We start from the raw sequence: 22,497 nt of genomic DNA, 5'->3' as shown, positions 1-22,497 counted from the left end.
AAAGTAGTGTTATTTGAACCTGTCACCAACCCCACCTTAAAAGTGATCGACAGCCGTATTGTGGTTGAAGCGGCCCGTAAAGTCGGCGCTTTGGTGATTTGTGACAATACCTTTTTAACGCCTTATTTATTTCGCCCGTTGGAAATTGGTGCTGATATTGTGATGCACAGCGGCACCAAGTATCTGTCTGGTCACGGCGATATTATCGCCGGCATAGTGGCCGGACGCAGCGAGCTGATGCAGAAAATCCATACTGTGGCGCTCAAGCATATAGGCTCGCCTATAGGCCCGCAGGAAGCGTATTTACTGCAACGGGGTGTAAAAACCCTGACCTTGCGGATGGATGCTCATATCGAAAACGCCCGTAAAGTGGCTGACTTTTTAGTCGCTCATCCTAAAGTAGCCAAAGTCTATTATCCGGGTCACGCCAGTCATCCGGGCCATCAGGCGATTGCTGACACTGCCAGTGGTTTTGGTGGCATGGTGGCTGTGGATATCGAAGGTGGTTTTGCTAAAGCTGCGGTATTTTTAAATCACCTGCAACTCTTCGCGCAGGCAGTCAGCCTGGGTGACGTCGAAAGTTTAGCTTGTCACCCAGCCAGCACCACTCATGCTGCTATGACCGCAGAAGACCGGCAAAAAGCCGGAGTCACGGAAAATCTGGTGCGCCTGAGTATAGGTGTGGAAGATGCGGATGATTTAATAGCCGACTTGGCTCAGGCCCTGTCGAAGTTATAAGCTGGATCAGAGCCTTGGCTCTGATCCAGCTATCTTGTACCCGCATTAGGCCGATTATCGACTTTTATAAGAGGGTTAGAGCGAACAGCTCCGCCCTTTATTCCTTTACGAACTATCAAATACGAATTTCGTTCTTTTTAAGAATATAAATATCCTCTACATTCATCTCAAGCGTCCAGACGGCTAAATTGATTTTATCGTTATGCCGACAGGATCGGAGCAACCACAACTTAAACTCCGATAAAAAAACCAGGAAAACAATGAAGAAAAACTGACCGGAGCGCCGGAAGTTAACAAAAAACTTTTGGAGAATCTGATGTCAGGTCAATACTACGGAGCGGTAAGCAAATCACGCTTACATCCAACCAATAAATTTAAAACCTTAAAGCCTGTGGCTACCGCAGCAGGTATTACAGCCTTGTTAGCTCTGAGTTTTTCAAGCTCACTGCAAGCCGATGAAGCGGCTGCCGATTTAGGCGCAGACAAGGAAGTGGAAGTCATCAAAGTAACAGCGCGTCGCCGGGAAGAAAACGTACAGGATGTGCCTATTTCTATCTCTGTCGTCACAGCAAAAGATTTGGAACAAACCGGAACTTACTCTACGGAGCAACTGACCCGCCTACAGCCAAGTTTACAGTTAATCTCTTCAAACCCTCGCAATACAGCACTGACTATCAGGGGTTTAGGTAGTGTGATTGGCTTGACGAATGACGGCCTGGAATCAGGCGTTGGTATTTATGTCGATGAAGTCTATTACGCTCGTCCTGGATCTGCGGTCGTAGATCTACTGGATATTGAACGAGTTGAAATACTGCGTGGACCACAAGGTACTTTGTTTGGCAAAAATACGACTGCAGGTGCGGTCAGTTTAACCACAGGAGCGCCAACTTTTACGCCTGAAGGTCGTGCTGAACTCTCTTTGGGTGAAGATGGCTTCCTGCAGGGTAAAACCACTGTATCCGGTGCTTTAGTCGATGGAAAAGTTGCTGGCCGTTTCAGCGCGTCCAGCACTAAACGTGATGGTACTTTATACAACGTAACGTCAGGGACTAAACAAAACGATACCAACAGTCAAGCATTACGCGGCCAGTTATTGTTTACACCAACTGACGATATCGATGTGCGTTTATCCGCAGACTACGCCTATCAGAATCCAAATGCCAATACGCAGGTCTTTGTTAAATATGGACCAACTGCTCGCTCTGCCGCCTCTCAGTTTCCTGCTTTAGCCGCACTGTTTGATTATGCACCTCCGAGCTTAAACCCTTATGATCGTCTGGTGGATGTGAACTCTCCTATCCAGGCTCGCCAAATCATTAAAGGCACTTCAGCCACGGTGAACTGGGAGCTGGGTGATCTGCAATTTACTTCAATCAGTGCCGTCAGGGCGTGGGATTGGACCCCCCAAAATGATCGTGATTATACAGCGCTGGCCGTTCGTACCAAGTCAAATAATCCTTCAGTGCAGGATCAGTGGAGCCAGGAGTTCCGTTTAGCTTCCACAGGTCAAAACGATCTGGACTGGGTGATAGGTCTGTATGGCTTCAGTCAGGATATTGAAACCACGGGGACTGAGCAATGGGGCGCAGATGGTGCCAAGTGGCTGATCCGTAGCGCTGTGCCGGAAAATCTGCTGGATGGCTATACTTCAAATACCAAAGTGTATTCAGACACCGATTCGTATGCCATTTTTGCTCAGGCCACTTACCATCTGAGTGATGATTTACGTATTACTCCGGGTGTACGTTACACCAAAGAAGAAAAATCCGGTGACTTTACTCAAGTGGTCAGTGGCGGTTTAGCTACCACCGATCCTGCGTTAATCAGCGCTAAAAATGGTATAGCCCGTAACCAGAAATATCAGGCAGACTTTGAAGACTCCAGCCCTACAGGGCAGTTGAATATCGCCTATGACTTCACCGATGATCACCTGACCTACCTGAACATTGCCCGTGGTTATAAATCTGGTGGTATTAACGCCGCTGGTATACCAACAGATGCAGCAGGTGCCCCTTCTTTGGTCAGTGCTGTTATTAACCCGGAAAAATCTACAACTGTGGAACTGGGCTTAAAATCTCAATTTCTTGATCGTCATATCACGCTCAATCTGGCGGTCTACGATACTAAAGTGACAGATTATCAGGCTAACGTAGTGGATTCAGGTCCAGGCTCATTGAGAGGTTACCTGGCCAATATTGAAGAAGTGTCAGTGCGTGGTATTGAAATTGACAGCCGTATTCTAGTGAATGAATCGTTTAGTACATATTTTACCTACGCTTACACGGACGGCCAGTACGAGTCATTTAAAAATGGTCCTCCGCCGTTAGAGTTTTTAACTGGCACCACCGAAGCCTTTGATTTAAGTGGCCGTGATTTACCTGGTGTTTCAAAAAATACAGGCTCATTGGGCGGTGAATATGTTCACCCTGCCACTATCAGTTCTGTCTCTGGTGAGTTGTACTTTGCCGCAGATCTGAGCTACCGCTCCAAGTGGAACTCAGATTCATCGGTGTCTAAGTATCTTGAGGTGGATGCCTCGACCCTGACCAATCTGCGTTTAGGTTTCCGCTCCGACGGTGGCACTGACGTGTCTCTCTATGCCCGTAATGCCTTTGACGAGGACTACCTGAGCTTTTTAAGTATTCAGGCGGGTAACTCTGGGGCTATTTATGGCCATCCAGGTGACCCTCGCAATATAGGCCTGAGAGTCAAAACAGAATTTTAATCGGATCTGAAGCCACTCTGTAGTGGCTTCATTCTCTCTGGCAATGCTGGTGAGACCAAAAATCAACTGGTAAGAATAGAGGTGAAACTATGAATTCTTTACAAAAATCCAAAGCCTTAGTGTTAGGTATACTGCTTGCACTCAGTGGCCAAGTCGCAGCCAAAGAAGTAACTTTGCTCAACGTATCCTACGACCCAACCCGCGAATTGTATCGTGACTACAACAAAGCCTTTTCAGCATACTGGCAGCAAAAAACCGGTGATAGCGTCAAAATTGAACAGTCACACGGCGGCTCTGGTAGCCAGTCCCGTTCTGTGATTGATGGCTTGAGAGCTGATGTGGTCACTTTGGCTTTATCCGGCGATATCGACCCACTGGCGAAGATTGGCAAACTGCTACCTGAAAACTGGGAAAGCCGTCTAGCCGACAACAGCGCACCTTACACTTCTACCATCGTATTTCTGGTGCGCAAAGGCAATCCGAAAAATATCAAAGACTGGGACGATTTGGTGAAAGAAGGGGTGGAGGTGATCACGCCGAATCCAAAAACCTCAGGTGGTGCCCGCTGGAACTATTTAGCAGCCTGGGCTTATGCCGAACAAAAATATGGCTCAGAAGATGCGGCCAAAGACTTCGTCAGCAAGCTGTTTAAAAACGTGCCCGTGCTGGATTCAGGCGCCCGTGGCTCAACTACTACTTTTGTCCAACGTGGCATAGGCGATGTATTGCTGGCATGGGAAAACGAAGCCTTTTTAGCGGTGAATGAATTAGGCAAAGATAAAATTGAAATCATTGTACCGTCTTTGTCTATTCTGGCTGAGCCCTCTGTGGCTGTGGTCGATAAATACGCAGAAGCCAAAGGTAACACTGAAGTCGCCACCGCTTATCTGCAGTATCTGTACAGCAAAGAAGGTCAGCAAATAGCCGCCAAACATTATTACAGACCCCGCGACAAAGAAGTTGCAGCGAAGTACAGCACACAGTTCCCACAACTGAAGCTGGTGACTATTGCCGACTTTGGCGGCTGGCAAAAAGCGCAACCAGAACACTTTGACGAAGGTGGCCTGTTTGACCAGATTTATAACTAAGCCTTTCGGATGAGCAAAAGGTGACAGTATTGAGCTGTCGCTTTTTGTTGTTTAACCACAAAAGGGGTTCCTTGTTTTGAAAAAATCATATTGGCTGAAACCTACTGTATTACCCGGATTTGGTTTGTCTTTGGGTTTTGCCACCTTTTATTTAAGTTTAATTGTACTGCTGCCTTTAGCAGCATTACTTGGTCAGACCCTGACGTTAAGTTGGGGAGAATTCTGGAAAGTGATTGCCAGCGACAGAGCTATTGCCAGTTATCAGCTAACCTTTGGCGCCTCTTTTATTGCAGCAACCGTCAATCTGATGTTTGGTTTAATAGTGGCCTGGGTGTTAGTGCGCTACCACTTCTTTGGCAAAAAGGTGATAGACGCTTTAGTCGACCTGCCTTTTGCTTTACCCACAGCAGTAGCGGGCATAGCCTTAACCGCCATCTATGCACCCAACGGCTGGGTTGGTCAGCATTTAAGCGCTTTGGGTATCAAAGCCGCCTACAGCCCTTTAGGGGTAACTTTAGCGCTGATTTTTATCGGTTTACCTTTTGTAGTGCGTACAGTGCAGCCTGTGCTGGAAGATTTAGAAAAAGAAATTGAAGAAGCAGCCGCCAGTTTAGGTGCCAGCCGCTTACAAACCTTCTGCCGTATTTTATTCCCCGCTTTGTTGCCCTCGTTACTGACAGGTTTTGCTCTGGCTTTTGCCCGTGCCGTCGGCGAATACGGTTCAGTGGTCTTTATCAGCGGCAATATGCCAATGAAAACTGAAATTACGCCCCTGCTCATCATGACCCGTTTAGAGCAATTTGATTATGCAGGTGCTGCCGCCCTCGGCACTGTGATGCTTCTGATTTCCTTCATTTTATTATTGCTGATTAACCTGCTTCAACACTGGAGCAATCACAGGCATGGAGCTAAAGCATGAGTCGTCTCCAGGTTTCTTTATCCCATCCGGCAGCCGCCACTTTGCGTAACGCCACCACTGAGCCTTTGTGGGTTCGTGTGTTATTAACCAGCATAGCCTTGATATTTTTAGCTTTATTTCTGGTATTGCCGCTGATTATTGTGTTTAGCGAAGCTTTTGCCCGGGGTGCTGAACTCTACTGGGCGTCAATCAGCGAACCTGCCGCTTTACATGCTATCAAGCTGACCTTAATAGCTGCCGCTATTGCCGTGCCCTGTAACGTAATTTTTGGTCTGGCCGCCAGTTGGGCTATCGCCAAATTTCAGTTTAAAGGCCGGCAGTTGCTGATCACCTTAATCGACCTGCCAATAGCCGTCTCGCCTGTGATTGTAGGTTTAAGCCTGATGCTGATTTTTGGTGCCCGGGGTTATTTAGGTGAGTGGCTGATGGACCATGATGTTCGTATTATGTTTGCTGTACCCGGTATAGTGCTGGCCACTATTTTTATTACCTTTCCTTTTGTTGCCCGCGAGCTCATTCCATTGATGCAGGAACAAGGCCGGGAGCAGGAAGAGGCGGCTTTAACTTTGGGCGCGAGCGGCTGGCAAACCTTTTTCCGTGTCACTCTGCCTTCGGTGAAATGGGCTTTGCTGTATGGCGTGATTTTAGCCAACGCCCGAGCTATGGGTGAGTTTGGCGCTGTTAGTGTCGTATCGGGGAAAATCCGCGAGCAAACCAATACCATGCCGCTGCATATTGAAATTTTATACAACGAATACCAGTTTGCCGCCGCTTTTGCTGTCTCCTCTTTACTGGCGTTACTGGCGTTAGTGACACTCTTGCTGAAATCCTTGCTTGAGTATAAAGCGGCTAAAGATTTAGCCGCAGCTCAATCGCGTTAACCCGTACCTGATGCCGGTTAGCTGCGAATATCGCAGCTAACCGGAGTTTCAGCCAGAGCTTTGGCAAACACTGTGTCGTCTTGCAGCTTCTCCTCAGTCGCTGCTGCGTTTAACAAGCCTTCCTGCTCAGCCACCACTAAAGCCACCATAGTGTCACCTGTGACATTGGTGGTGGTTCTGATCATATCGACAATACGGTCAATAGCGGCGATAAAGGCAATACCTTCCAGCGGCAAACCTACGACAGTTAAGGTGACTGTCAGCATCACCAGCGCTGTACCAGGCACACCAGCCGTGCCTAATGAAGCTAACGTGGCAGTGCCTACAATCAGTAGATAATCGACAAACTGCAGCTCAATACCATATAAGTTGGCGATAAAAATCGCGGCGATTGCCGGATATATACCACCACACCCATCCATATTAATGGTCGAGCCCAAAGGTAAGACAAAACCCGCGTAGTCTTTGGAGACCTTCAGATCTTCAGTCACAGCTTTGTAGCTGGCAGGTAAAGTGGCGTAACTGGAACAGGTGCTGAGGGCAACCAGTTGCACCGGAAAAATGGCTTTAAAATAGTCAGTGACTTTCATCGAACTGAAAAAATGCACAAAACCACCATAGGTCAGGCTGATATGCAGCAAACAGCCAACATAAATAGCCAGAATAAATTTGCCCAGCGGCAGCAGCATTTCGAGGCCATAAGTACCGACCACCCAGGCGATCAAACCAAATACCCCGACAGGGGTAAACAGCAATACCAGACGGGTCACTTCAAACATCATGTCGGCACCAGAGCGCACCACCACAAGCATAGCCGCGCCCTTTTCCCCTATATTGCGCAGCGCCAGCCCCAACAAAATGGCAAATAACATCACAGGTAACACCTGGCCCTGCGCCATAGCGGCGATTGGATTGGCCGGTATTAAGTCCACCAGCACCTGACTGACAGGAGGTATGACTTTTTCCGTCACTTGTGCTGCGACTAAATTCTGGTCCGTATTAAATTGAAAGGCGGTGCCAACTGCAAGCCCTATCAGGCTGGCCATCAGCGCCGTCAATAAGAACAAGCCAACAGTTTTAGTGGCAATACGACCTAAACCTTTGCCTTGCCCCAGTGAGGTGACACTCAAAATCAAACTAAAAAACACCAGTGGGATCACTAACATTTTAATGGCATTGATATAGGCAGTTCCCAGAGGCTTTAACAGCAGCGCATCAGTGCCTAAGACCAAACCCGCAATAGCACCCAGTACCATGGCAAGCAGAACCTGCTGCCAAAGCGCAAATTTTAAATTGATGTTTTTCATAATAAATCCCAAAAAAATAGCCGGGCATTATAAGTGCTATACGAATTCGGACCAATTCAGTTCAGTTCTAAGTAAGAACCAAAAACAGCATGACTGGAGTTGGGTTGTAGCCCAAATAACATATTCACTTTTGGAATATAAATAATATTTACACAAACGTTTTGATCTAATAAATTAAGTCTGTTGCCGTAACTCACCGTCAGCGAGAAGCGGTAACTACTCTGGTTGTTGTATGGATACGAAATTCGTAGAGTGCAGGATGCGCTACCCCAGCTACGTTCTATTCCTTGTCCTGTTGCTTGTGGTCCACAGTCTTCACCGACTTCAGTGACTACCCCATAGAGTGCCCCGCCAACTTTTCGGCGGGGCTTTTTTTTGCTATCAGGGCCGGAAGCGGCCAGACGAGATTGTGGATCTGCTTTAGCATGGTTCCAGATATAAAACCGGAGCTCCACTATGAACACCTCTGCCCAACCGTTTTTTACTTTGCATCAACAGCCAGACCCGTTATTACTGATTAACATTTGGGATCCAGCCAGTACGGTCTTGGCACAGCAGCAAGGGGCCAAAGCCATTGGCACATCCAGCGCAGCTTTGGCCTGGTCTTTGGGCTACGCTGATGGTCAACAGCTTCCGATCGCCGAATTGTTAGCAGCGGTGCAGCGGATCCTACGAGTCAGTCAAGTGCCTTTTACTGTGGATATAGAACAGGGGTACAGCGATAATCCACTGCAAGTAGCCAGCCTGGTATTGCAACTGGCAGAGCTGGGGGTGGCCGGGGTGAATATCGAAGACGGAACCGGCGCACCAGAACTATTGGCGGCCAAAATTCGCAGTTGCCGTCAGCGTCTGGATAGGCAGATGTTGTTTATCAATGCCAGAACAGACATCTATCTGACGCAACTGGCAACCGGGCCAGAGGCTGTGACTGAGTGTATCAGACGACTTAAGCTGTATCAGGCGGCAGGCGCGGATGGCGCTTTTATCCCTGGTTTAGCAGACTTAGCTCTGGTGACAGAGCTAAGTCGAGCTAGCCCCTTGCCTTTAAACCTGATGGGTTGGCCTGAAGGCGCCACATTACAGGATTTAACTCGAGCCGGAGTGAAACGCTTAAGCGCGGGGCCGGCTTTATTTCTCGGCAGTTATCAGGCATATCAGCAGGCGGTATGGAGTTTTTTACAACAGAACCCAGTTGCAGCTCAGGCTTTAGATTACGCTGCACTCAATACCATGTTCAGCCAGCCTTTTGCTGATTGGGTCCGCTAAATCCCTTCGCCCAAAAAGACTTTGGTATAACGCGGCTTCACCCAGGCTTGTTGACCTAATGATAACCCCAGTTGTTTAAACCTATCCCGGGCCAGCTCGACATGGATCAGTTGCTGGCTGTCTTTGGCTAAAAACTCCAGCCGGACATTGGGGCCTACTATGGTGATGAGATCAACTTTCGCTTCCAGCGCTTCGTCGGCCGGATTTAACAACACGTCAATTTCGTGCGGCCGCACATAAGCAAAACCGCTTTCTTCCTGTTCGTTGGTAAATTCAGGTGAAGCCACCGATAGCTGGCCTATCTCAGCTTTGCCTTGTTTCACCCGGGCGTGGAACAAATTCACATTGCCTAAAAATTCATACACAAATGGATTAGCCGGGTTGTCGTACACTTGCTCTGGTGAACCTTGTTGTTCAATCCGGCCTTTGTTCATCACGACAATTTTGTCCGCCACCTCCAGTGCTTCTTCCTGATCGTGGGTGACAAACACGCTGGTGACATGAATTTCATCATGCAATCGCCTTAACCAGCGGCGTAATTCAGCTCTGACCTTGGCATCCAAAGCACCAAAAGGCTCGTCGAGCAGCAAGACTTTAGGTTCCACCGCCAGAGCCCGGGCTAATGCAATACGCTGACGCTGACCACCTGAGAGCTGCGAAGGATAACGGTCGGCAGTCCAGTCCAGTTGCACCAGCTCTAATAAATGCTGCACTTTTTTGCGGATAAGCTCAGGCGCAGGACGCTGCTTTTTCGGCTTGACTGTTAAACCAAAAGCCACATTTTCATAGACAGTCATATGCTTAAACAAGGCATAGTGCTGAAACACAAAACCTACACCACGTTCCGACACATGGCGGGCACTGATATCCAAATCATCAAAATGGATGCTGCCGCTATCAGCTTGTTCTAAGCCGGCAATAATACGTAACAAGCTGGTTTTACCTGAACCTGAAGGGCCAAGTAAGGCGGTTAATTCACCGGTCTGAATGGATAAACTGACATTATCGACGGCAACAAAGTCACCAAATTTTTTATTGATCTGGTCTATACGGATGCTCATAGTAGCGCTCTGAGTTCAGGTTGTAGCCAGCACAAAGTCTTTGTGTGAGTGGCTCAACATCACTTCAGATCCGGTGGTCCGGTGCGCTGAAGCAGTTTCAAGTACGACGGGCAGGTTCACTGAGGGACACAGTCTGAACCGGTAAGATTAAGGTTTATCCAGACGTAATTTTTCGTTTTTTTCCAGCTGCACTAATTTGCCCTGATGAAACACCAGTTCAATGGAACCAAACTCTACCCGGCCAACCAGCTTTTCCAGTTTATCGAGCAGTTGGTTCAGCAAATCTGCAGACACTTCTTTTGCCGCCATCTCTGTTCTCCTTAAGGACATCTATATGTCTTTAAGCATTAAAGCAGAGCTAACTAATAACTTAAAATACTTTAAAGTAGCAAGGTTATACGAAAAGGAAATATAAGACTGCAATAGAAAAAGGCCAGAGCTTTCGCTTTGGCCTTTTTGTTTGATCCCAACAGAGTAGAGATCTGAATAGCTAAAAACAGCTTTTACTTAGTGACGTGGAGCATCGTCGCCGTCGTCTTCGTCATCATCGAAGTCGCCGTCTTCGTCTTCGCCACCTTCAAAGTAGGTGCCCCAGCCGTCGTATTCCACGCCAAACTTCTGCGCTAAGGCTTCCAGTTTGATCGCATCTACTGTGATGCTGGCGCCGTCCAACGATTGTTCACGAATAGCGTCGAACACCCAGGCGGTGCCACCTTCTTCAAATTCAACTTCTTCAGCGTCTGTCACTTCGTAACCTAATTTAAAGACTTCCACTGCCAGTTTTTCTAAGCGGGCAAAATCTTCATGGTAAAAATGGTGTTCGATGGTGTATTCCGCATCCGGATCGCTGCCATCTTCCATCAGTGCAGCTATAGTGTCTTCAGTAAATTCTTGCCAGTTTTCCATGATATTACCCCGTGACAGTCAATGAGTCGGCAGTGTAGTCGGTTGCCACTTCGCTATCAAGCTGCTTAATTTTATCTGCCATTTGTTGCCGCACCGTTTCAGCCAGTTCACGGGCGGGAGTTCCTTCAGGCTGGATAGGTGGCAAAATCTCAATAATCACTCTGCCATTATTCCATTTGTTCAGGCTGACTTTAGTGGTGCTGCTCATACAGATAGGCACCAGCGGCACTTTGGCTTGCTGGGCAATATGAAAAGCGCCGGTTTTAAAAGGTAATAAACCACGGCCATAGCTACGGGTGCCCTCAGGAAAGACCCAGACCGATACCTTGTCTTGCACTATCCGATCGACTGCGCCTTGCATAGTACCGACCGCTTTGGATTTATTGGCTCTGTCGATCAGGATATTGCCACTGAGCCAATACAACTGACCAAAAAACGGGATCCATTTCAGGCTTTTTTTGCCGATGGTGACAGTGCCTGGTAACAAGGCTTTGCTGATGGTGAATAAATCGTAGTTATTCTGATGGTTGGCTAAAAACACACAGGGCATAGCAGCAGTCACTTCTGGCGCCTGACGCACTTCCACTTTTAAACCAAAAATCCAGGCCGCCCAGCCATACCAACTGGAAAATAAGGCGACGTTCGGGACATAAAAAGGACGAACCAGACAGATCAGCAAACCCACTAAGGCACTGAATACAATAAAAATGGCGACCAGCACCAGACGTATAATGGCTAACACAAAAAAGGCCCCTGTAGTTTACAAGGGCCCGAGTATAACGGTTTTGAATAGAAAGTCTGGTTTGATCAGCTTACTATTCTGTTGTCTCACCTGCAACTTCACCGGTCAGCAGCTCGTCGATGCGCTGCAAACCACGGGGTAACTTATTACCACGACGGCCACGTTCCCCTATGTAATGGGCTAAATCATCCACCTTGATGGTCATTTTGCGTTTACCCGCTACTAAGGTCACGGCTGTAGCTGCCGGCACTACGGTTAACAGCTTCAGATACTCTTCACGGCTGGCAGCGCGGGCTGATGGGATAGACAAGATCTTATTGCCTTTGCCCTTGCTTAGCTGCGGTAACTCAGCCACAGGGAACACCAGCATCCGACCTTCGGTGCTGATTGCCACTACTAAATCTGTTTCCGGATTTTTAATAGGCACAGGCGGCAATACTTTAGCGCCGGTTGGTAAACTTAATACCGCTTTACCGGCTTTATTACGGCTGACTAAATCGGCAAAAGTACCAACAAAACCATAACCTGCATCACTGGCCAGCAATAACTTCTGGCTGTCTTCGGCCATCAGTACATGCTCAAAGGTCTCCCCTGCCACTAAGGTAAAGCGGCCGGTCAGCGGCTCGCCCTGACCACGGGCTGAAGGTAAATCATGGGCTTCAGCGGCAAAAGCACGACCGGATGAATCAATAAAGGCGGCGTATCTGTTACTGCGGCCCATAGCGGCCGCTTTAAAGCCGTCACCTGCTTTGTATTGCAGGCTGTTGCCGTCCACGTCATGGCCTTTGGCGCAGCGCACCCAGCCTTTTTCTGACAACACTACAGTCACAGGCTCGCTTGGCAGCAGTTCTTTTTCGCTTAAGGCTTTGGCTTCTTCGCGCTGTACTATTGGGCTTCTGCGGTTATCGCCATATTTTTCCGCATCTGAGAGCAGCTCTTCACGAATAAGTTTGGTCAGCTTTTTCTCTGAACCCAAAATACCTTCTAAATAATCACGCTCTTTTTCCAGCTCGGCCTGTTCACCGCGGATTTTCATTTCTTCCAGCTTGGCTAAGTGGCGTAATTTTAATTCCAGTATGGCTTCGGCCTGACGTTCAGAAATACCAAAGTGCGACATCAACACAGGTTTTGGCTGATCGTTTTCGCGGATGATTTTGATCACTTCGTCGATGTTTAAAAAGGCGATTAACAAACCTTCTAATACATGCAAGCGGTCCAGCACTTTATCTAAACGGAATTGCAGGCGACGACGCACTGTATCGCGGCGGAATACCAGCCATTCAGACAAGACTTCCAGCAAGTTTTTCACGCGAGGTCTTTGGTCCAGCCCCAGAATGTTTAAATTGACGCGATAGCTTTTTTCCAGATCTGTGGTGGCAAACAAATGCGCCATTAGCTGTTCCACGTCTATGCGGTTGGAACGTGGCACTATCACGATACGGGTCGGGTTTTCATGATCTGACTCATCCCGCAAATCACTGACCATCGGCAGCTTTTTCGCATTCATCTGAGCCGCTATCTGCTCCAGCACTTTGGCACCCGAGGTTTGATGCGGCAAAGCCGTGATAATAATGTCGCCATCTTCGAGCTGATACAAAGCCCGCATTTTGATACTGCCACGGCCTGTCTCATACATGGCCTGCATTTCATGCGTCGGGCTGATAATTTCAGCATCGGTTGGATAATCTGGTCCCTGAATATACTGCATCAAATCAGGCACAGTGGCTTTGGGGTTGTCCAGCAAATAAGCCGTGGCATTGGCCACTTCACGGGCGTTGTGCGGCGGAATATCTGTCGCCATACCCACAGCTATACCAGTGACACCGTTCAGCAGAATATGCGGTAAACGCGAAGGTAAAGTGCGGGGCTCTTCCAGAGTGCCGTCAAAGTTCGGTACCCAATCCACTGTACCCTGTCCAAGCTCATTGAGTAATACTTCACTAAAACGCGACAACTTGGCTTCGGTATAACGCATCGCAGCAAAAGATTTTGGATCGTCTGGAGCACCCCAGTTTCCCTGACCATCCACCAGCGGATAGCGGTAAGAAAACGGCTGAGCCATCAACACCATAGCTTCGTAGCAGGCGCTGTCCCCATGCGGATGAAATTTACCTAACACGTCACCGACAGTACGGGCCGATTTTTTATATTTTGCCAGATGGGACAATCCCAGCTCCGACATGGCATAAATAATACGACGTTGTACTGGTTTTAAACCGTCGCCGATAAAAGGCAAAGCCCGGTCCATAATGACGTACATCGAATAATTCAGATAGGCTTCTTCAGTGAAGCGACGCAGGGGTAGCTGCTCTGTCCCTTCATTGGATATTGTAATATCTGTCATAGTTAGCTTATAGCCTGTTTCTAGTGTGTTTTTTCAAGTGACTTTCCCTGCAATTGTGCCTGCATCTGGGCCTGACGGCGGGCCAGTTGCCACAACAACAGGACCAGCAGAATTAAACTGGTGCAGCCAAAGAGCCCTATCCATAACCACTGGTTTTGTCTTTTGCGCTCTGCTTCCTGCAGGCGCAGCGCCTGTAATTCATTGTCTTTGGCCAGCAATTCATTTTGAGCTTGCTGACGCTCGGCATCAAAACCTAAACGCAGTTTCTCTACCGACAGCTCGTGCTCTTTATTACGTAATTTGTGATAGCCCTGAAAAAACTGATCCAGATACTGATAGGCTTTTTGATACCGGCCTGAATCAGCTTCCAGTTTGGCTTTTAAATGCAGGAGCCATAGCTGGCTGGACTGATTGGAGCTGTTGTCCTCCTGGCTTAAACTTTGCTCCGCCTGAGCTAACTGCTGACTGGCCAGCGAAATTTGCCCCAGCTCGCGGTAAATCAGTGCCTTTTCGTAGTGATGCATTGAGTTTTGATAGGTCGATTGCAACCCCGGTAGATACTGTTCAGCTTTTTCGATATAAGCCAAAGCCGCATCCAGTTTTTCATTGTCTTTGCTGGTGGACGCCAGCCCCAGATAAGCAAAGTACAGATTGGCTTGATCCTGTTGTGCCACTGCCAGTTGCAGCAACTGATCATAACGTTGCATGGCTTTATCGTATTGTTCTAGGTAGCTGTAACTTCTGGCTAAATTAAACAGTACATCCATTTTGTCTTTTTGCCAGCCTAACGCATCGTAGCCTTCGATGGCTTTTTCCATAAATTCAATGGCTTCTTTGTCAAAACCCAGACCCACATACAGCAGGCCAAGTTCTGCATTAACATAGGCCAGAATTTCCGGGTCTTTCAGCAGCACAGCTCTGTCATAACTATTTTTCAACAGCACCAAGGCGTCCTGAAACTTGTCCTGAATACTGTAAACAGCGGCTATGTTGATATCCGCTTCGATATGTAGTTTTTCGGCTTTTAACTCTGCCGCCAAAGCAGAAGCTTGCTGATAATAATGCAAGGCCTGCTGGTACTGACTTTGCATCTCAAGGGCAAAACCTAAATTGTTCCAGAAATCGATGGTGAGTAAATCGCGACGCTCACCAAGCAGAGCCAGCCCTCGCTCCGCGACTTCCTGCTGTTGTTGATGCTTACCTAAACTTTCATAGATATCAGCCAGTTGCAGTAGATACTGCACCTGTAACTCAGCAGGCCAGTCGCCGTAAGCCGCCTGTTGTTGTTCTAACAGCAGCAGCATTTGTTCAGGTTGTTGTGCTTTTTGTTGCTTCACCTGCACCAGCCAATCCGGCACTAGAGTATCGTCGGCCTGCAGCGGAGCGGCCAGACAAACACAGAGGCTTAACAGAGGTCCCCATAGTCTGAGGTATTGTTGTTGTCTCATCTGTAATCCTTCAGGGCGCAGGTAAAAAGCTACACAGCCACGACAGCGCGGTCGCCCTTCATCTCCAGCCAGTCTTTTCGGTCTGTTGCCCGCTTTTTCGCCAGCAACATATCCATAGTTTCCATCGTCTGCACCACATCGTCTATGGTCAGTTGCACCAGACGTCTGGTGTTGGGATCTATCGTAGTTTCACGTAGCTGCATCGGGTTCATTTCCCCTAAACCTTTAAAACGTTGCACATTGATTTTGCTACGTTTTTTCTCAGCTTCTAACCGGTCCAGAATGCCCTTTTTCTCATCTTCATCCAGCGCGTAAAACACCTCTTTGCCACAGTCAATCCGGTACAAAGGCGGCATAGCAACATAGATATGACCAGCTTCGACCAAAGGCCGGAAATGGCGCATAAACAAGGCACATAACAAAGTAGCGATGTGTAAACCGTCTGAGTCGGCGTCGGCCAGGATACAAATTTTGCCGTAGCGCAACTGACTTAAATCGGCGGAGTTTGGATCCATGCCAATAGCCACAGAGATGTCATGCACTTCCTGTGAACCCAAAATTTGTTCAGATTCCACTTCCCAGGTATTGAGAATTTTGCCACGCAGTGGCATCACCGCCTGAAATTCGCGGTCTCTCGCCTGTTTGGCCGAACCGCCGGCTGAGTCCCCTTCGACAAAAAACAATTCAGTGCGATTGAGATCCTGTGAGGAACAGTCGGATAACTTACCGGGTAAAGCAGGCCCAGCCGTGACCTTTTTACGGATAATTTTTTTCGCTGCACGAAGGCGTTTTTGCGCATTACTGATACAAAACTCAGCCAGTTGTTCGGCGATATCTGTATGCTCGTTCAACCACAAGCTAAAAGCGTCTTTCACTACACCGCTGATAAAAGCCACGGCCTGACGGGACGACAACTTTTCTTTAGTTTGACCGGCAAACTGCGGCTCCTGCATCTTCAACGACAGAATATAACTGCAGCGATCCCACACGTCTTCTGGGGTTAACTTAATACCGCGCGGCAATAAGTTGCGGAATTCACAAAAATCGCGCAGCGCTTCTAACAAGCCCTGCCGCAAACCGTTAACGTGAGTGCCGCCCTGAGCTGTGGGGATCAGGTTGACATAACTTTCTGTTACCAGCTCACCGCCTTCGGGCAGCCATAACACAGCCCACTCCACTGCTTCGTGACTGGCGCTGAAATTGCCGACAAAAGGTTGCTCAGGCAAAGCGACCATGTCTTTGACCGCATCCATTAAATAATCACGGATACCCGCCTGATAACACCACTGATAACTCTGGTTGTTGACCTTGTCATCAAACTTGATGGTAAGCCCCGGGCATAATACCGCTTTGGCTTTGAGTACATGCAGCATACGGCTGACTGAAAACTTTGCCGAATCAAAATACTCAGGCGCAGGCCAGAAACGCACGCGGGTGCCTGTATTGCGTTTGCCGACAGTACCGGTAATCGCCAGCTCACTAACTTTGTTACCATGTTCAAAGGCAATTTCGTAGACATTACCGTCGCGGCGTACCGCCACTTCAACCCGGCTGGATAAAGCGTTGACCACCGAAATACCGACACCGTGTAAACCACCGGAGAATTGATAGTTTTTATTAGAAAATTTACCACCAGCATGCAAACGGCACAGAATCAGCTCGACACCGGACACCCCTTCTTCCGGGTGAATATCCACCGGCATACCACGGCCATTGTCTATGACTTCCAGCGACTGGTCTTCGTGCAAAATCACATGCACTAAATCGGCATGGCCAGCCAAAGCTTCATCGACGCTGTTATCTATCACTTCCTGCCCTAAGTGGTTAGGACGGGTGGTATCGGTATACATACCAGGACGGCGCTGCACTGGCTCAAGGCCGGTCAGCACCTCAATGGAATCGGCGTTGTATTGCTGGTCTGTCATAAGGCAAACATCACTTTTTTGATGACTAAATCACTCATTGAATATACCCAAAGTAATCTGAGTATCACTATCTTTTCTGTGCAGCTACTTCAAATGGGATATAACTGTATTAACAACCAGTGTTTTACGCTATTTGGCAAAACTTGACAATAGTGCTCAGGCAATTGGCATAGCCCTGATAGCTGTGATCCCCACCAGGTTGCACATCCACTGTACAACCTGCATAAAACTGCAGCGCTTTGCGATAATCCAGTACTTCATCACCTTGCTGCAACAGCACCAGATATCTGTCCAACGCTGAGGGTTTACGCTCAAGCTCTGCCAACAGCGGCATATGCTCGGCCGCCACGGTAAAATCCTGTTGCAGCACCGGATGACGATAAGTCCCCAAGTGTTGGCTTAATAACTGATAAGGTGCCACAGCCGGGTTAATCAGCGCGGCATAACAGCCGCTTTGTTCCGCCAGATAAGTGGCTAAAAACCCACCTAATGAACTGCCGATCACTGCATCAGGACGCCGGCCCTTTAATGCTTGCTCAATGGCGGCGACCGCTTCTTTGGGCGTGTAAGGTAAATCCGGCAGCAATAGCTCCACATCGGGCAGTTGCTGTTGGAAAAAGGCTTGGGTGATTAAGGCTTTTTCGGATTGGGACGAGCTGGCAAAGCCATGCAAATAGACCACAAGTTTAGACATTTACCCTTCCAGAAATTGCCAGCGCACTGCGTTATCGGCCTGTGCGTTAGCATTAAAAATCCATTCGATATAACCAGGACGACCCGCCACGCTCTGATAGTCCGCTGTAAGTAAAAACTGCACTGAGCTGGCAGGACAACCAACCAATTGGACTCCGTGCAGCAGTCTGGCATAAGCATAATGGCAATGGCCATGGGCAAAACCTTTAATCCGCCGGTCAGCGCCGATGATCTGCCATAAAGCCGCCGCGTCGAGCTGAATATGCTCATCAATAAAGCTGCCCATCGGACTGATATGGTGATGGCAAAACAGCCAGATTGCTGTATCTGGCGGATAAACCCCGAGCTGCCGCTGTAACTGTCGCTGCCTGGTGCTATCAAAATAACCAGCAGGTGTCGGCCCCTTGCTGTTGAGCAAACAGAGCCGCCAGTCGCCCAGGCTTAACTCTGTCTGCGCAGAAAAAGGCGGTGATGCAAAAGCCTGATGCATCAAGGCGATATCATCGTGATTGCCAGGAAGATAAACCACAGGGCAGGACCAGTCACTCAACAGCTCTGCGATCAGTTGGTAAGAGGCCAGACTGTGATCCTGCGTTAAATCACCGGTCAGGATCAGTGCATCAGGTTGATTGGCGTGAAGTTGAGACAGCAGCAATTGCAACTGACGATAAGGCTGCACCCCACAAAACCAGCCGTCTGGCTCAGATACCAGATGACAATCAGAAATTTGCAGCAGACGATAGGAGTCTTGACTAGCCAACACCACAGCCATCAGGCCAATAACCCTGTGTTCTGATAGCCCCGGCGTGCGCATAAGTTCAGCCAGTCGCGCAGTAATAAATTAATCTGGCGTTTTTCATCCGGCAATAACATATCAACATTGGGGTAGCTGTAGACGGCTTTTAACTGCCGTACTTGCTGACAAGCCAGCACTTCAGCCAGCCGTGCATCATGGTAAAGCCGAACTTCAAAACGGGGTTTTAACCAGCCTGTCATCGACTGGCTAATCAGTTCAATACTGACAGTCGTGGTGTATTTGCACAGCTCTAACAGCTCAACCTGATAACTTTCGCTGGCATTAATATGAATAAGGCAACGCTGTCCTGCCCGCTGATTGACCGGCAGGAAAAAACGTAGCTGCGCGTAATTCCTCTCACATAAACTGAGAAAATCAGGCAAATAGGGCACATAAGGTTTTCGGGCCAAATTTGGCATTCCAGCTACTTAACCTCTTTGATAGTGAATTTATTCCGCCCAACGCTTGCGCACGTCAGCCAGATTCAAGGCTAACCATTGCAGGGCGATGACAGTGGCGGCATTATCAATTTTGCCATCCTGTAGCAGTTGCATGGCGACCTTGCGCGGTAGGCTATGAACTTTAATATCTTCCTGCTCAGATGCCAAGCCAAAAACCCCGCTTGCGACCTGCTGTTGCAGCCTGGCCAGTACCAAATGGATCCGCTCAGTGCTGCCGCCCGGACTACTCTGATAACTAAGCATAGGCCAGAATTCTGTCAGTCTCAGACCTGCTTCTTCTTCCGATTCACGACGGGCAACCTGCTCAATAGTTTCGTCCTGTTCAATCATGCCGGCTATGGCTTCCAGCAACCAGGGGCCATGTGAATTCTGTAAAGAGCCGATCCGAAACTGCTCAATCAACACCAGACTGTCATTTTTTACGTCGTAAGGCAGCACAATGACGGCATGACCCCGCTCAAATAACTCCCGCTTTACCTCGCCACTCCAGCCCCCATTGAACAGCTTATGCTGGATTGTGTAGCTGTCTATCCGGAAAAAACCCTGAAAAACTGTGGTCTGGTCGAGTATTTTTACATCAGAACGATGAAAGGATGGATAATTTTCTGGCTTGAAATCAGGCATTTGAAGACTCACATTCTGTTACACTTGAAGCTATGCTGTTTACGCTTTAATCATTACTTAGTTAATACCAACAAGGTATTATTGGCTCACTTTCGCAACATTATGGACTTTCGGTTATGAAAAAAACCTTGTTAGGCACATTGGTAGGCTCGGCACTGGCTCTTCTGAGTGTGCAGGCGAATGCCGAAAATTTGCAAACCATTTATCAATTAGCCACCAAAAAAGACCCACAAGTATTAAAAGCTGCTGCCACTCGTGATGCAGCCAAAGCTGGGATCGATGTGTCAAGAGCCAGATTACTCCCACAGATAGGCTTATCCATGTCTGCAACCAAATCTAACTCAGAACAGTTCGATTTGGTCGATAATCTTCAATTTGAAACAGAAAGCAGACAAAAAGATATCACTCTCCAGTTACAGCAATCGGTCTTTGATTGGTCTAACTGGGAGAATCTGGCGATTGCAGAGAAAGTTGCCCTACAAAGCCAAACTGCATATAACGCAACAGTGCAGGCTTTGATTGTACGGACCTCTCAAGCTTATTTTGATGTATTGTCTGCGGAAGATGATTTGAGCTTTGTGGTAGCAGAGAAGCGCGCTATTGAGCGTCAATTAGAGCAAACTAAACAACGTTTCGCTGTAGGTTTAACTGCTATCACTGACGTTCATGAAGCCCAGGCACAATACGACAGCGCTGTTGCACGCGAAATTGCAACTCAGAACACGCTCGAAATAGCGCGTGAGGCCCTACGCGAGATCACTGGAGAGTACCACCCAGAGCTTGATTCACTCAACACAAGTAGATTTAGCACCAGCCAACCAACGCCAGCCAATCCTGTTGACTGGGTTGAAATAGCTCAAGATAACAATCTTGAACTGAAAGTCAGAAAACTAGCCGTACAAATTTCTGAGCACAACATGACAGTCGCCGAAGCGGGCCATTACCCAACAGTCGACTTCACCATGCAAAAAGGTTTCAGCGATAACAAATTCACATTAAAAGAGACAGGAACGGTCAATAACCCACCTCGTCAGGACTCAGAGTCAATAGGCTTGTCTTTGAATGTACCTATTTATGCAGGTGGCGCTGTTGTTGCCAATCAGGACGTTCGTCGGGCAAATTATGTGGAAGCATCTGAAGATCTGGAACTCAGTTACCGTAGTGTAGTTCGTCAGGTTCGCAGCAACTACAACAACGTCGGTGCTTTGATCTCCAGCACCAAGGCCTTAGAGCAAGCTGTAGTGTCGGCTGAAAGTGCGTTAAAAGCCACTGAAGCAGGTTTTGAAGTAGGTACCCGTACTATTGTTGACGTCTTACAAAGTACCAGAAACCTGTTTGATGCCCGCCGTAACCTGTCCAAAGCCCGTTACGACTACATCCTGTCTGTTTTAGCCTTAAAACAAGCAGCAGGTACTTTAACTGAAGAAGATTTATTCACTGTAAACAAAGCTTTAGGTAACTAAAACTTTGTTCAGAGCTTTTCGTCTGAAGCTGTCATCACAGCTTCAGACGAGCCTGTTCCTACCAGTTAGCGCTTTTTTCCCCGCTTTTTTTCGTTACAATAGCCGCAGTTTTTTTGCCCGAGGATTTGTTGTGGTTCATGTCCCACGTTTTACTATTGGTTTCCTGCATCCGAAACACTGGCCTTTGTGGTTCGCTTTAGGTCTGATGTGGCTGCTGCTGTGGTTGCCTTATCCTGTGCTGATGAAACTGGGTGAAGGGGTCGGCTGGCTGCTGATGAAAACCATGAAATCCAGAGTAAAAGTCACCCGCCGTAATCTGGAACTGTGTTTCCCGGATATGCCGAAAGATGAACGTGAAGCCTTAGTAAAACAAAACTTTAAAGAAACCGGCAAAGCTGCTTTTGAAACTTTTATTGGCTGGTGGTGGCCAGACTGGCGTGCCCGTCCTTTATGTCATTTCACCGGCAAAGAACATATTCAGGCGATTCTGGATCAGGGCAAAGGCGTGTTGTTACTCAGCGGTCACTTTTTATCGCTGGAAATGATAGCCCGCACTTTTGGCTTTCATTGTCCTGCAGTAGGTTTCTACCGGCCAAACGATAACGAAATTATGGAGTACTTCCAATACCATGGCCGGGTCCGTTCTAACCGTTACCTGATTGGCAAACGGGATGTCCGTACCATGATCAACGCGTTAAATGAAAAAGAAGTCTGCTTTTATCTGCCGGATCAGGACTATGGCCGCAATAAAGCTGAATTTGTGCCGTTTTTTGCAGTTAAAGAAACCGCCACCACCACTGGCACCTTATTATTTGCTGGCAGCGCTAATTGTGAAACAGTACCTATTCACTGTTATCGTTTACCTGGATATCAGGGCTATCGTGTTGATGCGCTGCCCGCCTTTGAAAATTTCCCCAGCGGGGATGCTAAAGCGGATGTGACCCGGGTCAACCAGTGGCTGGAGCAAGGTATTCTGGCCCATCCTGAACAATATATGTGGTTGCACCGCCGCTTTAAAACCCGCCCGAATCCTGACGATCCAAGCCTGTATTAGCAAGCTGGCTGCAACTTCAGTTCAAGCAGAGAAGTTGCAGCGCAGCGCAAAGGCAA

At 48.1% G+C, this 22,497-nt stretch carries 21 protein-coding genes; 8 read left to right on the top strand and 13 right to left on the bottom strand.

All coding sequences use genetic code 11. The features are described 5' to 3' along the window. From SD53_RS08145 to cysW, 5 genes are all read left to right on the top strand, one after another. The coding region (locus SD53_RS08145; protein WP_046519741.1) for a trans-sulfuration enzyme family protein at positions 1-738 on the top strand (738 nt) is incomplete at its 5' end. 316 nt (positions 739-1,054) lie between these two features. After that, a complete protein-coding gene (locus SD53_RS08140; RefSeq protein WP_082101821.1) occupies positions 1,055-3,463 on the top strand; it encodes a TonB-dependent receptor in 2,409 nt (802 codons plus the stop codon). An 89-nt stretch (positions 3,464-3,552) separates the two neighbouring features. After that, positions 3,553-4,551, top strand: coding sequence for a sulfate ABC transporter substrate-binding protein (locus tag SD53_RS08135; RefSeq protein WP_046519733.1), 999 nt, complete (start codon positions 3,553-3,555; stop codon positions 4,549-4,551). 76 nt (positions 4,552-4,627) lie between these two features. Next, on the top strand, positions 4,628-5,470 hold the full coding sequence (cysT, locus tag SD53_RS08130; RefSeq protein ID WP_046519732.1) for a sulfate ABC transporter permease subunit CysT: 843 nt from the start codon (positions 4,628-4,630) through the stop codon (positions 5,468-5,470). Then, entirely contained in the window at positions 5,467-6,351 is an 885-nt protein-coding gene (gene cysW / locus SD53_RS08125; RefSeq protein ID WP_046519731.1) for a sulfate ABC transporter permease subunit CysW, read from the top strand. The genes cysT and cysW overlap by 4 nt, the downstream gene beginning before the upstream one ends. Before the next feature lie 17 nt (positions 6,352-6,368). Here the strand turns inward: cysW and SD53_RS08120 are convergent, their stop codons facing one another. After that, positions 6,369-7,658 carry a dicarboxylate/amino acid:cation symporter gene (locus SD53_RS08120; RefSeq protein ID WP_046519730.1) on the bottom strand — a complete coding sequence of 430 codons (1,290 nt, stop codon included), beginning with the start codon at positions 7,656-7,658 and terminating at the stop codon, positions 6,369-6,371. A gap of 56 nt (positions 7,659-7,714) precedes the next feature. Beyond that, positions 7,715-8,113 carry a hypothetical protein gene (locus tag SD53_RS18595; protein ID WP_125060857.1) on the bottom strand — a complete coding sequence of 133 codons (399 nt, stop codon included), beginning with the start codon at positions 8,111-8,113 and terminating at the stop codon, positions 7,715-7,717. 1 nt (position 8,114) lies between these two features. Here SD53_RS18595 and SD53_RS08115 point away from each other — a divergent pair, with 1 nt between their 5' ends. Continuing rightward, positions 8,115-8,924: an isocitrate lyase/PEP mutase family protein gene (locus SD53_RS08115; RefSeq protein WP_046519729.1), complete on the top strand. Its 810-nt coding sequence runs from the start codon at positions 8,115-8,117 to the stop codon at positions 8,922-8,924. Here SD53_RS08115 and SD53_RS08110 read toward each other — a convergent pair. The 11 genes from SD53_RS08110 to nudF form a co-directional block, all read right to left on the bottom strand. Further along, on the bottom strand, positions 8,921-9,985 hold the full coding sequence (locus SD53_RS08110) for a sulfate/molybdate ABC transporter ATP-binding protein (protein ID WP_046519728.1): 1,065 nt from the start codon (positions 9,983-9,985) through the stop codon (positions 8,921-8,923). The two genes, SD53_RS08115 and SD53_RS08110, sit on opposite strands and share 4 nt — an antisense overlap. A 147-nt stretch (positions 9,986-10,132) precedes the next feature. Then, entirely contained in the window at positions 10,133-10,294 is a 162-nt protein-coding gene (locus tag SD53_RS18195; RefSeq protein ID WP_068226353.1) for a YezD family protein, read from the bottom strand. A 198-nt stretch (positions 10,295-10,492) separates the two neighbouring features. Further along, positions 10,493-10,891: a ribonuclease E inhibitor RraB gene (gene rraB, locus SD53_RS08105; RefSeq protein WP_046519727.1), complete on the bottom strand. Its 399-nt coding sequence runs from the start codon at positions 10,889-10,891 to the stop codon at positions 10,493-10,495. A 4-nt stretch (positions 10,892-10,895) separates the two neighbouring features. Then, entirely contained in the window at positions 10,896-11,633 is a 738-nt protein-coding gene (locus tag SD53_RS08100) for a 1-acylglycerol-3-phosphate O-acyltransferase (protein WP_046519726.1), read from the bottom strand. A gap of 73 nt (positions 11,634-11,706) precedes the next feature. Next, entirely contained in the window at positions 11,707-13,977 is a 2,271-nt protein-coding gene (parC, locus tag SD53_RS08095) for a DNA topoisomerase IV subunit A (RefSeq protein WP_046519725.1), read from the bottom strand. Between the two features lie 20 nt (positions 13,978-13,997). Then, positions 13,998-15,425: a tetratricopeptide repeat protein gene (locus SD53_RS08090; protein WP_046519724.1), complete on the bottom strand. Its 1,428-nt coding sequence runs from the start codon at positions 15,423-15,425 to the stop codon at positions 13,998-14,000. A gap of 29 nt (positions 15,426-15,454) precedes the next feature. Beyond that, on the bottom strand, positions 15,455-17,350 hold the full coding sequence (gene parE, locus SD53_RS08085; protein WP_046519723.1) for a DNA topoisomerase IV subunit B: 1,896 nt from the start codon (positions 17,348-17,350) through the stop codon (positions 15,455-15,457). Between the two features lie 124 nt (positions 17,351-17,474). Further along, positions 17,475-18,044 carry a YqiA/YcfP family alpha/beta fold hydrolase gene (locus SD53_RS08080; protein ID WP_046519722.1) on the bottom strand — a complete coding sequence of 190 codons (570 nt, stop codon included), beginning with the start codon at positions 18,042-18,044 and terminating at the stop codon, positions 17,475-17,477. Further along, positions 18,045-18,815, bottom strand: a complete 771-nt coding sequence (locus SD53_RS08075) for a metallophosphoesterase family protein (protein WP_046519721.1) — start codon at positions 18,813-18,815, stop codon at positions 18,045-18,047. It lies immediately after the preceding gene. Beyond that, entirely contained in the window at positions 18,815-19,258 is a 444-nt protein-coding gene (locus tag SD53_RS08070) for a DUF1249 domain-containing protein (RefSeq protein ID WP_046519720.1), read from the bottom strand. Before SD53_RS08070 ends, SD53_RS08075 begins: the two co-directional genes overlap by 1 nt. Positions 19,259-19,288: 30 nt before the next feature. Then, positions 19,289-19,924 carry an ADP-ribose diphosphatase gene (nudF, locus tag SD53_RS08065; RefSeq protein WP_046519719.1) on the bottom strand — a complete coding sequence of 212 codons (636 nt, stop codon included), beginning with the start codon at positions 19,922-19,924 and terminating at the stop codon, positions 19,289-19,291. A 116-nt stretch (positions 19,925-20,040) separates the two neighbouring features. On the opposite strand from nudF, the gene tolC reads away from it, so the two are divergent. Together tolC and lpxL are read left to right on the top strand one after the other, a co-directional pair. Then, a complete protein-coding gene (tolC, locus tag SD53_RS08060) occupies positions 20,041-21,387 on the top strand; it encodes an outer membrane channel protein TolC (RefSeq protein WP_046519718.1) in 1,347 nt (448 codons plus the stop codon). A gap of 130 nt (positions 21,388-21,517) precedes the next feature. Next, positions 21,518-22,441: an LpxL/LpxP family Kdo(2)-lipid IV(A) lauroyl/palmitoleoyl acyltransferase gene (gene lpxL, locus SD53_RS08055; protein ID WP_046519717.1), complete on the top strand. Its 924-nt coding sequence runs from the start codon at positions 21,518-21,520 to the stop codon at positions 22,439-22,441. Positions 22,442-22,497: the final 56 nt, after the last annotated feature.

Origin of the sequence: Rheinheimera mesophila (assembly GCF_000986865.1) — a bacterium.
Classification (GTDB): domain Bacteria; phylum Pseudomonadota; class Gammaproteobacteria; order Enterobacterales; family Alteromonadaceae; genus Pararheinheimera; species Pararheinheimera mesophila.
This window is presented reverse-complemented; position numbering and strand designations above follow the sequence as displayed.

Excerpts from the sequence above, each read along its gene's own strand:
- SD53_RS08140 (WP_082101821.1), top strand. The coding sequence starts at position 1,055 with ATGTCAGGTCAATACTACGGAGCGGTAAGCAAATCACGCTTACATCCA.
- SD53_RS08135 (WP_046519733.1), top strand. The coding sequence starts at position 3,553 with ATGAATTCTTTACAAAAATCCAAAGCCTTAGTGTTAGGTATACTGCTT.
- cysW (WP_046519731.1), top strand. The coding sequence starts at position 5,467 with ATGAGTCGTCTCCAGGTTTCTTTATCCCATCCGGCAGCCGCCACTTTG.
- SD53_RS08120 (WP_046519730.1), bottom strand. The coding sequence starts at position 7,658 with ATGAAAAACATCAATTTAAAATTTGCGCTTTGGCAGCAGGTTCTGCTT.
- SD53_RS08115 (WP_046519729.1), top strand. The coding sequence starts at position 8,115 with ATGAACACCTCTGCCCAACCGTTTTTTACTTTGCATCAACAGCCAGAC.
- SD53_RS08110 (WP_046519728.1), bottom strand. The coding sequence starts at position 9,985 with ATGAGCATCCGTATAGACCAGATCAATAAAAAATTTGGTGACTTTGTT.
- SD53_RS18195 (WP_068226353.1), bottom strand. The coding sequence starts at position 10,294 with ATGGCGGCAAAAGAAGTGTCTGCAGATTTGCTGAACCAACTGCTCGAT.
- rraB (WP_046519727.1), bottom strand. The coding sequence starts at position 10,891 with ATGGAAAACTGGCAAGAATTTACTGAAGACACTATAGCTGCACTGATG.
- parC (WP_046519725.1), bottom strand. The coding sequence starts at position 13,977 with ATGACAGATATTACAATATCCAATGAAGGGACAGAGCAGCTACCCCTG.
- SD53_RS08090 (WP_046519724.1), bottom strand. The coding sequence starts at position 15,425 with ATGAGACAACAACAATACCTCAGACTATGGGGACCTCTGTTAAGCCTC.
- parE (WP_046519723.1), bottom strand. The coding sequence starts at position 17,350 with ATGACAGACCAGCAATACAACGCCGATTCCATTGAGGTGCTGACCGGC.
- SD53_RS08080 (WP_046519722.1), bottom strand. The coding sequence starts at position 18,044 with ATGTCTAAACTTGTGGTCTATTTGCATGGCTTTGCCAGCTCGTCCCAA.
- SD53_RS08075 (WP_046519721.1), bottom strand. The coding sequence starts at position 18,815 with ATGGCTGTGGTGTTGGCTAGTCAAGACTCCTATCGTCTGCTGCAAATT.
- SD53_RS08070 (WP_046519720.1), bottom strand. The coding sequence starts at position 19,258 with ATGCCAAATTTGGCCCGAAAACCTTATGTGCCCTATTTGCCTGATTTT.
- nudF (WP_046519719.1), bottom strand. The coding sequence starts at position 19,924 with ATGCCTGATTTCAAGCCAGAAAATTATCCATCCTTTCATCGTTCTGAT.
- tolC (WP_046519718.1), top strand. The coding sequence starts at position 20,041 with ATGAAAAAAACCTTGTTAGGCACATTGGTAGGCTCGGCACTGGCTCTT.